Origin of the sequence: Agromyces luteolus, from assembly GCF_009729855.1 — a bacterium.
Lineage (GTDB): Bacteria > Actinomycetota > Actinomycetes > Actinomycetales > Microbacteriaceae > Agromyces > Agromyces luteolus.
In genome coordinates, this window is the sequence record NZ_WODA01000006.1 from 155,498 (window position 1) to 167,631 (window position 12,134).

Sequence of the window (12,134 nt, forward strand, 5' to 3'; positions counted from 1 at the left end):
CGATAGGCGGCGCCTCCCCTCCCGTGCTCACGGCAGCACGATGTCGAACGACGGATCACCGGGCTGCAGCACCGACATCAGCCGGTCGAGCACGTCGGTGTCGCCGCCGCGCTCGATGCCCGGGCTCTCCCGGTCGCCGCCGACGAGCGCGAGCATGCGGGGCTTCGCCAGGCTCACGGTCGCCTGCGCCGTCGACTCGTCGGCCGCCTTCTCGACGTAGACGAGCACGCCGTTGCGGAGCGTCACGCGGAAGTTCCGGCCGACGTCCGTGAAGGTGAGGTCGAGCGCGAGGTCGAGGTCCCACGCCCTCGGGCCGTCGATGCTGATCGCGATCGCGTCGAGCAGCTGCTCGGGCGAGAGCTGGGCGAGGATCTCCGGGGCCGCGGTGCTCGTGGGCGTGCCGAAGTTCTCGCCGCGCAGCTCGGTCGCGCCGGAGAGGAAGAAGTTGCGCCACGGGCCGTTCTCGGCGCCGTAGGCGAGCTGCTCGAGCGTGTCCGCGTAGAGCGTGCGCGCCGCGGCGTGACCGGGGTCGGCGAACACCGCGTGGTCGAGCAGGGTCGCCGCCCACCGGAAGTCGCCCTCGTCGAACGCTTGCTGCGCGACCTCGACGACGCGGTCGATGCCGCCGATGGCGGCGACGTACCGTTCGGCGAGCGGCTTCGGCGGGTGCGGCCACAGCCGCGCCGGGTTGCCGTCGAACCAGCCCATGTACCGCTGGTAGATCGCCTTCACGTTGTGGCTGACCGAACCGTAGTAGCCGCGCGCGTGCCAGGCGTTCTCGAGCGCGGGCGGCAGCTGGATCTCCTCCGCGATCTCGGCCCCGGTCATGCCCCGGTTGAGCATCCGGAGGGTCTGGTCGTGGAGGTACGCGTAGAGGTCGCGCTGCAGGCCGAGGAACTCGCGGATCTCATCCGCCCCCCAGGTCGGCCAGTGGTGCGAGGCGAAGACCACGTCGGCGCGGTCGCCGAAGCGCTCGATCGCCTCGGTGAGGTACTTCGACCACACGTGCGGGTCGCGCACGAGCGCGCCGCGGAGCGTGAGGAGGTTGTGCAGGTTGCGCGTGGCGTTCTCGGCCATGCACAGCGCCCGCCTGCCGGGGAAGAGGAAGTGCATCTCGGCGGGTGCCTCGGTGCCCGGCGCCATCTGGAACTCGATCTCGACTCCGTCGACGACGTGCGTCTCGCCGGTGCTCCGGATCTCGAGCGTCGGGACGAGGATGCCCGCACGGCCCTTCGACGTCGACTGCCCGAGGCCCGCCCCGACCGCGCCCTTCGGCCCGCGGTCGAGCGAGGCGCCGTACATGTAGCCCGCGCGTCGCCCCATCGCCGTGCCGGCGTACACGTTCTCGGCGACGGCCTCGCCGACGATGCCGAGCGGGGCGATGACCTGCACGCCGCCGGGCCGCACGTCCTCCGGGTCGACGACGCCCAGCACCCCGCCGAAGTGGTCGATGTGGCTGTGCGTGAAGATGACCGCGGTGACCGGCCGGTCGCCGCGGTGCGCGCGGTAGAGCGCGAGCGCGGCCGCCGCCGTCTCCTTCGAGATGAGCGGGTCGATCACGATGACGCCCGTGTCGCCCTCCACGAAGCTCACGTTCGAGAGGTCGAGCCCGCGCGCCTGGAAGATGCCCTCGGCGACCTCGAAGAGTCCCTGCTTCGACACGAGCGTCGACTGCCGCCAGAGGCTCGGGTTCACGGTGTCGGGCGCGTCGCCGGTGATGAAGGCGAACTCGTTCGCGTCCCACACGACGTTCCCGTCGGCGTCGCGGATCTCACCCGGTTCGAGCGCCGCGACGAACCCCCGTTCGGCGGCATCGAAGTCCCGTCGGTCGCCGAACGGCAGCGAGGCGGCGAGCGCCGCCTGCTGCGCCCGGATCGCCTCGGTCGCCTCGTTCTGCTGCATGGTTCCCTCTCCATTCCCCACGTGGTCCATCCGACGCCGAACCGCGACGCCGGAGTCAGAAGTTGCCGATGCCCTTGCCGATCAGCACGGCCCCGATCACGAGCAGGAGGACGGCCATCACCGTCGCGTTGTTGTGCACGAGCCAGCCCCGCAGCCGCTCGAGCGGTTCCGCCATGCGGTCGGATGCCGCGAGGTAGGCGATCACCGGCAGGGCGACGGATGCCGCGGCGATGACCGTGAACACGAGCAGCACCACCGCGGTCGGCCCGGCCCCCAGCGCGGCCGAGCCGATCGCCAGGCCCGCGCCGGCACCGAGCAGGAGGTTCTTCGGATTCACCGCGGCCAGGAGGAATCCGAGCCCGAACGCCCGTCCCGCGGTCATCGAGTCGATCCCGGCCATCCACTTCGGCAACGGCGGCTCGACGCCGGGTGCCGGACGACTGCGCCATTGGCGGAGGGCGAGGAACAGCAGGCCCGCCCCGAGCACGAGCTGCATGACCGCGGTGATCGGCTTCGGGTCATCCGAGTCGCCCTGGGGCAGCACCGCCGAGAGCAGGGTGAACACCGTCGCCGCCACCGCGATGCCGACGACCCAGCCGCCGAGGAATCCGACGCTCGTGGCCCGCGCCCTCGGCGAGAGCAGCATCAGGATCGCGGCGATGATCGGGATCGGGCTGATCGCGATGCCGACCGCCAGCGGAAGGGTCTCACCGATCACTGCGCCCAACGTGTCCCCCTCGTGCTCGGAATCGGTCAGATCTTGATCGGGAACGTCGACAGGATGACGATGCCGACGATGGCGACGACCGCGGCGAGGCCCAGCAGCGTGCGCGCCACCCAGGGCGCGATCTCGCGCTGGGACATGGCGGTCAGGAAGAGCACGAGTGCGAACAGGACCGTGAGCAGCGAGTAGTTGTCGCCGCGCTGGTTGTTCTCGAGCGCCTCGGCGAACTTCGCGTCGGCGCGGGCGCTCAGCTCCTGGGCCTCGAACGTGCCCTCGGGAACGTACTCGTCGCGCGCGAAGGGTGCCCGCTCGACCTGGCCGTCCCGGACCCACGCGTCGTACGCGACCTCGAACTCGGGCGTGAACCGTTCGCGGATGTAGTCCGCCAACTCCTCCTCGCCGCTTCCGGCCGCCTCCACGTAGGCGGCGTAGATGGTGAGGTCGAAGGAGGTCGCCGACCTCGCCTCGCCCTCGGCCGCGGCCGCCTGGATCCGCGCGCTCGACGCCTGGCTGAACGCGATCGACATCTCGCCGCCCCACTTGGACGCCTCGAAGCCGCACCACGCGGTGAGCACGGCGGTGATCGAGAGCAGGAAGACGCCGACGATCTCCGTGGCGCGCGTCCACCCGTCGCGCGTCTCGTGCTCCGTCATCGAGGGTCCGTCAGCCGAGCAGCTTCGCCTTCGCGGCGGCGAACTCGGCGTCGCTCAGGATGCCCTGCTCCTTCAGCGTCGCGAGCTTCTGCAGCTCGGCGACGACGTCGACACCGCCCGCTGCGGGCGCCGGGGGCGGCGGAGGCGGGGCTGCGGCCGCCTGCTGGGCGGCGGCCTGCTGGGCCTGGTACTGCTCGGCCTCCCACTGCTGCTGCGCGGCGGCCTGCTGCTCGGCCTCCTTGTCCGCGTACCTCGCCTGCTGCCGGCGTGCGACGCCACCGCTCACGGCGGTCGCGGTGCCCGCGACGACCGCGGTGCGCGCGGCCATCCCGACCAGGCCCGGTCGTCCCATCCTGCGAATCGGCATGATCTCCCCCTATTCCTCGTAGCTCGCCTCGGCGAGCACCTCGTTGACGACCGTGGCCGGGATGCGCTCGACCTGGAGCACATCGCCGCCCGACGCGGCGAACGCCGATGCGAGCTTCTTCGCCCACAGGAGCTCGATCGCCATGATCGCGCCGGACGTGCCCGGCGGGATCGTGTCGGCGAGCTCGTCGATGTCCTCGTCGCCGATGACACCGGATGCCTCGAGCTCGACGACCGTGAAGCCGGCGTCGTCGCGGAACTCCTCGTACTCGCGCACCGTGACCTCGCCGTCGCCGTCGCGCGAGACGATCAGCAGGTCGAGCAGCCGGATCTCGTCGCCGACCATGAGTTCACCCAGCGCGCTCGCCGTCGCCTCGTCGAGGCGATCGCCCTCGAAGCTCACGACGTAGACGTCGACCGGACCGTATTCGAATGCAGTCATCGCAACCCCCCGATCAGCACCTTAGGGCCGCGGCGCGTGCGGCACCAGACCCGAACCGCCCGGGCGGAGAGAGTTCACCTCTTCCGCGTGGAATCCTCCCGTTCCGAGCCGCCGCAGCGCTAGTGTGACGCTCGGGGGCGGCATCCGGCGTCCCCGTCAACGACTGGAAAGGCTCACCCCCGTGGACTTCGCGAGCAACTTCTGGAGCTTCATCTGGATCTTCTTCTGGAGCTTCGCCTTCATCGCCTACCTGTTCGCGCTCTTCGCGATCATCGGCGACCTCTTCCGCGACCACCAGCTCAACGGCTGGTGGAAGGCCGTCTGGATCCTCTTCCTGATCTTCGTCCCGTTCCTCACGGCCCTGATCTACCTCATCGCCCGGGGCAACGGCATGGCGACGCGTTCGGCGTCCGCGGCCGCGGACGCCCAGGCCGCGACGGACGCCTACATCCGGCAGACCGCCGGCGCGGCGAGCCCGTCCGACGAGATCGCGAAGGCCAAGGCGCTGCACGAGGCCGGCACCATCAACGACCAGGAGTACGAGGCCCTGAAGGCCAAGGCCCTCTCGGGCTCCTGACTCCGACGACGGGGGGCCGGGCACCGCGGTGCCCGGCCCCCCGTCGCGTCCGCGGCCGGTCAGGCGGTCACGGCGACCACGCGCCGGGCCCCGACCGAGCCGCTGTTGCGCAGGAACAGGATGATCCAGCTGAAGATGAGCAGCCCGGCGACGAGCTCGACCGCCGTGAGGTTGTAGTAGCCCGTCGCGAAGAACACCCCCAGCACGACGATCACGCCGACGTACACCCAGCCGAGGATCACGAAGACGCGCGGCATCGAGGGCAGGAAGCGCGGCAGCCCGATCACGATCACCGCGTAGACGACGGCCATGCCCGAGGCGACCGTGTTGTGCAGGAGGAAGAACTCGTCGACCGGGAAGATCCCCACGCACGCGAGCAGGATTCCGATGAGCACGAGGCCGTAGCGGACGAAGTCGCGACCGCGGCGGTCCTTCTCCGTGGTGACCGGCAGCCCCGCCGTCGCGTACCTGGCGACGATCGTCACGATCGCGCCGGCGACGACGAGCGTGAGGTTGAACGCAAGGGCCGAGACGTCGTCGGTCATGCCGAGCGCGCTGAGGTTCATCTGCCACCAGTGCGGGTCGGTGGAGCTCAGCATCGCGGTGAGGACGCCGAACACGAGGAACACGGCGAGCACGATCGACAGCAGCATCGGCGTCATCCGCACCGCGGACAGGAAGCACACGTACGCGGTCAGGGCGAGGGCCACGCCGAACAGCAGCGCGGCGGGGAGCGCGTAGACGGGCGCATCGACGAAGCTCTCGTCGAGCACGTCCGCGAGCGCCACCCAGCCGAGCATCGCGATGACGCCGTGCGCCACGGACAGGGCGACGACGTCGAACCAGTGCAGCCGCGGCGCCTCCGCGCCCCGCGGGCCGGTCGCGCTGCGCGTCGCCGCGGCATCCTCGACGTCCGGGTCGTCCGGCGCCGGGCCGAAGCGCCGACGCAGCAGCAGGCGACCGGCGACGAACGCGAGCAGGGCGACGAGGGCCGACCCGAGTGCGATGAACATGCCGAGCGAGTCGGGACCGGAGATCGCCAGGTCGCGACCCCAGAAGAGCAGGAGGCCGAGGGGCGCGGCCACGACGAACGCGATCGCGCCGACGATCAGCGCCGACGACTCGGTCGACTCGGTCGTGCGCGTGGGTTCCCTCAGGATCCCGACGATCGAGGACGGCTGGGACATCGCTCCTCCGCTCAGCGGTGCCCGTCGCGCCGTTCGCCGGCGCAGGCGCCGGGCCCGCGGCACCAGACTGCCAGCCGCACGGGCGCGATGGCCAGCACCGGCCCGGGAGCAGGGCCGGTGCGAGCGCGGCGCGGCTCAGCGCCTCGCGGCGAGCTCCTTGCCGTGCACCGTCAGCGCGTAGATCACGAACACGTCGACCGCGATGACGATCGCCGACCACCAGGGCTGAAGCGGCAGCACCATGAGGTTCGCCAGGACGCTGAAGGCGGCGAGGATGATCGCGACCACCCGCGCCCAGGCGGCGCCGGCGAGCAGCGCGATGCCGACGAGCACGAGGAAGAGCCCGAGGAACAGGTGCAGCCAGCCCCAGCCCGTCGCGTTGAGGATCAGGAGCTCCCCGTCGGACGGCTTGAGGAAGTACGTGTTGTCCGGCAGCAGGATCGCGATGAGCCCGTAGATGGCGCCGATCGCACCGGAGATGATGATCATCACCCCGGCGAACCAGCCCCAGCCGACCCAGCCGGTGACGTTCGTGTCGGACATGGCGCGCCTCCATCCGGCGCGTCCCGTATGGACGCGCCCCCGCGCATCGTCCTACGGTTCGACGCGGCGACCTCGGGACCTTCGGCCCGTCACCGCCCGATCGGGTCGAGCACCTCGAGCATCGAGCCCTGCACGATGCCGGCCCACTCGTAGGCGGCGCGGAGGTAGTCGTCGCGCTCGTCGTCGGCGGGTTCGGCCTCGTCGGGATCGGTCACGCCGACGCGCTCGGCGAGGATCAGCCGCAGGTCGGTGAGGAAGGTGAGCCAGCCCCACGCCTGCGCCTGGTCGAGCTCGATCTCGACGAGGCCCGCGTCGCGCTCGGTGGCCGTCGCGTCGCGCACCGACTGGGCCGCCTGCCGCTTGCCGTCGACGAGGTTGTCCCGCGTGTACCGCGTGAAGTCGTGCGCGGCCTCCCGGTCGTCCGGGTAGGCGGACGGGAACAGGCGCCCGAGCGCGGGGTCGTCGTCGCCGCCGAGCAGCAGCACCGAGTCGACCTGGTCGGCGAGCTCGGAGAGGAGCATCGCCTCCTCGGTCTCCAACACGATCCGCACGCCGTCGGCGCCGCCCTCGCGTCCGGCGACGATCACGGCTCGGCCTTCGAGACGGTCGCCTGCAGCCCGTAGCCGTGCATGGCGTGCACGTGCCGCTCCATCGCCTCGCGGTTGCCGGATGCCACGACCGCGCGCCCCTCGTGATGCACCTGCAGCATGAGGCGCTCGGCCTCCTCGCGCGGGTAGCCGAAGTAGCTGCGGAACACGTAGGTGACGTACGTCATGAGGTTCACCGGGTCGTCCCACACGATCGTCTGCCACGGCAGGTCGGGCCGAACGGCCTCGTCGGCGACGAGGTCGGACTCGAGCTGCTCGATGGTGGACGTCACGATCCCAGACTGACACGCTGGCGGCTCGCTCGCACGTCCCTTTCGATCCGCCTCGACCCCCGTCGACGTCAGTCCTCGTCGGTCGGCACGGGCCGCCCGAGGGCGTAGGCGACGGCCTGGGACAGGTCCATCGCCATGCCGACCCGGAACAGCGGCTCCAGGTCCTCACGGGTGGGGTCCAGCTCCTCCGTCGAGAGGCCCCGGATCCGGGTGATCTCGTGGTCGACGATCTTGGCGCCCGACGAGTTCCGGAGCCCGCGCACGGCGCCCGCGAGTCGCGCCGCGCGCTCCTCGTCGCCCGCCGCCTGCGCGAGCGCGGCGGCGAGGGAGAGGAAGAGCACGACGGCCGAGACGTCGCGGTGCGGGGCGAAGAGCTCGAGGCCCTCCTCGAGGTAGTCCCACGCCGTCGCGATGTCGCCGAGCCTCGCCGAGAAGATGGCGACCTCGAACATCCCCCACCCCATGCCGAACTCGTTGCCGGCGCTCCGGTAGTGGTCGATGCTGCGGTGGAAGAGCTCGAGCGCCTGCGTCAGGTCGTCGTCGAGGTCCGCGACGGCCAGCCCGCGGCCCCACGTGATGTTCCCGAGCCCGTCCTCGTCGCCGAGCCGGCGGTAGATCGCCTCGCCCTCGTCGTAGAGCCCGTAGACCTCGGCACGCACCTCGTCCGTGACGCCGCTCGTCACGGCGGCCACCGATTGGCCGATCGCGGCGTTGTAGATCGCGTTCGCGATCGCGGCCTGGTCCCCGTGCTCGCGCTGGATCGCGAGGGCCTCGCGATAGGGCGGCACGCAGCGCTCGATCTCGCCCTGCCACCAGTACACGCCGCCGAGCGCCTCGAGGGCCCGCGCGCGATCGAGCGGCTCGCCGCCCGGCAGCGACACCACCGTCTCGAGTCGGCTCCGGCCCTCGTGGAGGTGGCCGCGGGACTGCCAGAACCGCCACGACGCGGCCGCGAGGCGGAGCGCGAGGTCGGTCTCGCCGTGGACGGCCGCCCAGTCGAGTGCGGTGCGGACGTTGTCGTGATCGGCGTCGAACCGGTCCAGCCACTCCGAGCGGTCCTCGCCCAGGACGTGCTCGGCGACCTCCTCGGCCCAGGCGACGTACGCCTCGAGGTGACGCCGGTGCACGGCGTCGGCCGTGCCGCTCGCCTCGAGCTTCAGCAGCGCGACCTCGCGGATGACGTGGAGCGTGCGGAACCGCGCCCGGCCGCCGGGCGCGGCCACCTGCCTGAGGAGCCCCTGGTCGACGAGCTCGGCCAGTCCGCCCAGCAGGTCGACCGGAACGTCGTCGCACACGACCTCGATCTGCTCGAGGTCGGCGCTGCCGGCGAACACGCCGAGGCGCGCGAACAGGACCTGCACGGGCGGGTCGAGGAGGTCGTGGCTCCACGCGATCGCACCCTCGATCGTGCGCTGCCGCTCCGGCAGGTCGATCGTCCCGGTCCCCGGCCGTGCGGGATCGAGCCGCGCGAGGATCTCGGGCACGGGCAGCAGTCGGACCCGAGAGGCGACGAGCTCGATGGCGAGCGGGAGGCCGTCGAGCCCGCGCACCAGGTCCGACACCGCGGCGGCGTTCTCGGGGGTCACCGCGAAGTCCGGCCGCACGGCCATGGCGCGGTCCACGAAGAGCGCGACGGCGTCGGCCTCGGTCACGAGCTGCACGTCGCGCCGGTCCGGGAGGTCCATGGGCTCGAGCGGCATCTCCTGCTCGGCCGCGATGCGGAGCGGCCCGCGGGAGGTGACGAGGAACCTGGAGCGCGGTGCGACCGAGACGAGGTCGGCGACGATCGGCGCCGCGGGGATGAGCTGCTCGAAGTTGTCGAGGATGAGGAGGACCTCGAGGTCGGCCATGCGGTCCAGGAGCGCGTCGCGCGGCGGCCGGTTCCCCGGCGCCGAGTCCTCGCCGAGGGCGCGGAGGATCTGGGACGGCACGACGGCGGGGTCGTCGACGGGTGCGAGGTCGACGAAGAACACGCCGTCGCGGAACTCCCCTCCGACCTCGGCCCCGACCTCGAGCGCGAGCCGGGTCTTGCCCGTGCCGCCCGTGCCGGTGACGGTCACGACGTGTGAGGACCCCAGGAGTTCGCGGACCCGGGCGCGTTCGCGGCGGCGCCCGACGAAGTGCGTGACCTGCGCCGGGAGGTTGTTCGGCACGGCCTCGTGCGACCGCAGGGCGGGGAAGCGGACGTCGAGACCGTCGATGTCGAGCTGGAAGATCGCCTCGGCCTGCGAGAGGTCGCGCAGGTGGTGCCGGCCGAGGTCGCGGAGCACGATGCCGGCGGGCAGCTCGTGCTCGACGAGCGCCGCGGTCGATGCGGAGAGGACGATCTGCCCGCCGTGCGCCGCGGCCATGATCCGAGCGGCACGGTGCACGTCGAGTCCGATGTAGTCGTCCCCACCGAGCAGGCCGAGCCCCGTGTGCAGGCCCATCCGGACCTTCGGGGCGAACCCCTCGGGCCAGACGTGCTCCGCGATCGCCCGCTGCGCGGTCGCGGCCGCCGTCACGGCGTCGATCGCCGAGGCGAAGGCCGCGAAGAACCCGTCGCCCTCGGTCTTGACCACGGTGCCGGCGTTGCCCTCGATGGCCTCCCGCAGGAGTCGGTCGTGCTCCGCGAGCAGCGCGGGCCATTGCGGACCGGCAGCCTCGACCAGTCGGGTCGAGCCCTCGACATCCGTGAACAGGAAGGTGACCGTCCCCGTCGGGAGACGACGACGGCTCGCCGCAGCCGTGGTGGTCACCCTTCGAGAGTGGCACGTCCGGGGGCGTAGCGCATGCCCCAGTTCACGGCATGTCCCCGGAGTCGCGGGTCCACGATGGGCGGGTCGGCGCGCGGCGGACCGATGCCGTGACCGTGAACTTCGGGTTGCGGGCGACCTGTCGCGTCGGCCCGACGAGCCGCTCGAGCAGGGGCCGGTACCGCAGGTGCGAGTTCCACACGCACCAGAGCTCGCCGCCGGGCGCGAGCACGCGGGCGGCCTCGGCGAACAGGTGCGTCGCGATGCCCGTGTGCACCGCGGCATCCGAGTGGAACGGCGGGTTCAGCACGACGAGCCGCTCGCTTGCGTCGGGCAGGTGCTCGAGGCCGTCGGCACGTGCGACCTCGACGCGATCGGCGACGCCGTTGGCGGCCGCCGTGAGCGGGGCGGATGCCGCGGCCGCGGCGCTCCGGTCGGAGGCGCGCACCACGAGCCCCGGGCGCTCGCGCGCGAGCCACGCCGCGACGACGCCCGAGCCGCACGCGAGGTCCACGGCGGTCGCGGCATCCGTCACCGCGTCGCCGAGCACGCCGAGCAGGAAGCGGGTGCCGATGTCGACGGTCGTGCCCGCGAACACGCCGCCGTGCGCCACGACCGCGAGCCCGAGTTCCTCGTCGCGCGCGGCGCGCGGCCAGTGCGTCGCCGAGGCGATCGCATCGGGGCGCGGTCCGGTCGCGACCAGGACGCGGGACTTCTGCCGGGCGTGCGTCACGTCGACGCGCGCGAACCACCGGGCGAGCACGTCGTTCATGGCGAGCGACATGTGCTTGACGCGACCGCCGGCGAACACCCGCACGCCCGGGCCTGCGTGGCGCGCGACGAGCTCGGCGACCTCGTCGAGGCGGTCGAGGGCACGCGGGAGCCGCATGAGCACGACGCGCGCATCGGCGACGAGTCCCGGGTCGAGGGGCAGGCTCGTCGGACGCTCGTCGGCCGCGATCCCCAGTCGCCCGGCGTTCCCGGCGAGTGCGCGTTCGCCCGTGACGGGGTCCTGGTGCACGCGGACGCCGGACGCGCCGGCCTCGATCGCGCCGAGCGCGAGCGCCCCGTACGCGTCGTCGATCACGACGACCGAGCCGGGCCGGGAGGCGACCTCGGCGAGCGCGGACGCCGACTCGTCGAGGATCAGGCGGTCCGCGGCATCCGCTGCCGTCAGCCCGGGCGCCTCGAGGTCGGGGTGGCGGCGCAGCGCATCGAAGTCCACCCCGGCACCATACCCGCGGCGACCGTCGGGAGACGCGCTGCACGGGCGACGTCGGACGTCAAGCCGATGGCGGCGATCAGGGCGGTTTGCTAGCCTCGGCCCCCGAATGCGAGACATGGCGGGGCCACCGGGGGAGCGCCGCGCGGCGAGGGGATCGTCCACGCGGCGTCCGTCGTCTGCGCCGTCCGGGCGCCGGCGCGCCGGCCCGTCGCGTCCGGCCGCGACCTCCGTGCGGTCGCCGGGCCGTCGTCTCGGCACGGCGCTCGCGGCCACCGTCGCCGTGGCCGGATTGCTCGCCACGCTCGCGCTCGCACCGCTCCCCCGCGCCGGCGTTCCGGTCGCCGAGGCCTCCACGACGACCGTCTCGCCGTTCACCGGGGCGACGCAGGAGGTCGAGGTCGACGGCGACGTCGCGCCCGCGAGCGTGTCCCGCGAGGGCTACTCGACCACGACCGGGCCCGAGACGCTCGTCGACTCCGGCACCAACTACGACTGGGCGAAGCTCGTGCTCGTGTTCGGCGACTGGCCGCTCACCGACGAGAACGTGCGGCTCATGGTCGAGTGGATGCGCGAGGAGAACGGTCCCGACAACTGGTGGAACCGCAACAACCCGTTGAACAACGGCTACGGCTCGGGCGGCGGCAGCGGGCTCGGCAGCTACGACACGCTCGTGACGGCGGCCGAGTACGCGGCCTCCAACCTGAAGAAGCGCTCGTTCTACGCCGGCATCGTCGCGGGGCTCGAGGCCGGCACGTCGGCGCATGCCACGGCCCGGGCGATCTGGGCCTCGCCGTGGGCATCGAGCCACTACGGCAACGGCGCGTGGTGGTCGACCGCGCCCGTCCCGGTGGTCGCGGCGCCCGCCTCCGCCTGGGGGCGCTGAGCGTGGGTCGGTCGGGG

13 protein-coding genes are annotated in these 12,134 nt (G+C 72.4%); 2 read left to right on the forward strand and 11 right to left on the reverse strand.

Features of this window, described 5'->3' with window-relative positions:
- Positions 1 to 27: 27 nt before the first annotated feature.
- Genes GLX25_RS04335 through GLX25_RS04355 form a run of 5 tightly spaced genes read right to left on the reverse strand, consistent with a single transcriptional unit; the run spans position 28 to position 4,087 of the window.
- Complete coding sequence (locus GLX25_RS04335; RefSeq protein WP_155840969.1) at positions 28 to 1,902, reverse strand: alkyl/aryl-sulfatase; 1,875 nt, start codon at positions 1,900 to 1,902, stop codon at positions 28 to 30.
- A gap of 55 nt (positions 1,903 to 1,957) precedes the next feature.
- On the reverse strand, positions 1,958 to 2,620 hold the full coding sequence (locus GLX25_RS04340) for a GAP family protein (RefSeq protein ID WP_271192364.1): 663 nt from the start codon (positions 2,618 to 2,620) through the stop codon (positions 1,958 to 1,960).
- A gap of 35 nt (positions 2,621 to 2,655) precedes the next feature.
- Positions 2,656 to 3,279 (reverse strand): hypothetical protein, encoded by a 624-nt coding sequence (locus GLX25_RS04345; RefSeq protein WP_155840973.1) that lies wholly within the window; start codon positions 3,277 to 3,279, stop codon positions 2,656 to 2,658.
- Between the two features lie 10 nt (positions 3,280 to 3,289).
- Positions 3,290 to 3,646: an SHOCT domain-containing protein gene (locus tag GLX25_RS04350; RefSeq protein WP_240898141.1), complete on the reverse strand. Its 357-nt coding sequence runs from the start codon at positions 3,644 to 3,646 to the stop codon at positions 3,290 to 3,292.
- 9 nt (positions 3,647 to 3,655) lie between these two features.
- Positions 3,656 to 4,087: a DUF6325 family protein gene (locus GLX25_RS04355; RefSeq protein WP_155840975.1), complete on the reverse strand. Its 432-nt coding sequence runs from the start codon at positions 4,085 to 4,087 to the stop codon at positions 3,656 to 3,658.
- 181 nt (positions 4,088 to 4,268) lie between these two features.
- On the opposite strand from GLX25_RS04355, the gene GLX25_RS04360 reads away from it, so the two are divergent.
- Positions 4,269 to 4,664, forward strand: a complete 396-nt coding sequence (locus GLX25_RS04360) for an SHOCT domain-containing protein (protein ID WP_166548436.1) — start codon at positions 4,269 to 4,271, stop codon at positions 4,662 to 4,664.
- A 59-nt stretch (positions 4,665 to 4,723) separates the two neighbouring features.
- Here the strand turns inward: GLX25_RS04360 and GLX25_RS04365 are convergent, their stop codons facing one another.
- The 6 genes from GLX25_RS04365 to GLX25_RS04390 form a co-directional block, all read right to left on the reverse strand.
- Complete coding sequence (locus GLX25_RS04365; protein WP_155840977.1) at positions 4,724 to 5,851, reverse strand: hypothetical protein; 1,128 nt, start codon at positions 5,849 to 5,851, stop codon at positions 4,724 to 4,726.
- 135 nt (positions 5,852 to 5,986) lie between these two features.
- Positions 5,987 to 6,394 carry a DUF7144 family membrane protein gene (locus GLX25_RS04370; protein ID WP_155840978.1) on the reverse strand — a complete coding sequence of 136 codons (408 nt, stop codon included), beginning with the start codon at positions 6,392 to 6,394 and terminating at the stop codon, positions 5,987 to 5,989.
- 89 nt (positions 6,395 to 6,483) lie between these two features.
- Positions 6,484 to 6,981, reverse strand: coding sequence for a DUF2017 family protein (locus GLX25_RS04375; RefSeq protein ID WP_155840980.1), 498 nt, complete (start codon positions 6,979 to 6,981; stop codon positions 6,484 to 6,486).
- Positions 6,978 to 7,274 (reverse strand): ATP-dependent Clp protease adapter ClpS, encoded by a 297-nt coding sequence (gene clpS / locus GLX25_RS18750; RefSeq protein ID WP_420837638.1) that lies wholly within the window; start codon positions 7,272 to 7,274, stop codon positions 6,978 to 6,980. The genes GLX25_RS04375 and clpS overlap by 4 nt, the downstream gene beginning before the upstream one ends.
- Before the next feature lie 68 nt (positions 7,275 to 7,342).
- A complete protein-coding gene (locus GLX25_RS04385) occupies positions 7,343 to 10,012 on the reverse strand; it encodes an adenylate/guanylate cyclase domain-containing protein (RefSeq protein WP_166548437.1) in 2,670 nt (889 codons plus the stop codon).
- A gap of 43 nt (positions 10,013 to 10,055) precedes the next feature.
- Positions 10,056 to 11,234 (reverse strand): class I SAM-dependent methyltransferase, encoded by a 1,179-nt coding sequence (locus GLX25_RS04390; RefSeq protein ID WP_271192347.1) that lies wholly within the window; start codon positions 11,232 to 11,234, stop codon positions 10,056 to 10,058.
- A gap of 280 nt (positions 11,235 to 11,514) precedes the next feature.
- On the opposite strand from GLX25_RS04390, the gene GLX25_RS04395 reads away from it, so the two are divergent.
- Positions 11,515 to 12,117: a hypothetical protein gene (locus tag GLX25_RS04395; RefSeq protein WP_155840989.1), complete on the forward strand. Its 603-nt coding sequence runs from the start codon at positions 11,515 to 11,517 to the stop codon at positions 12,115 to 12,117.
- The last annotated feature ends 17 nt before the right edge of the window (positions 12,118 to 12,134 follow it).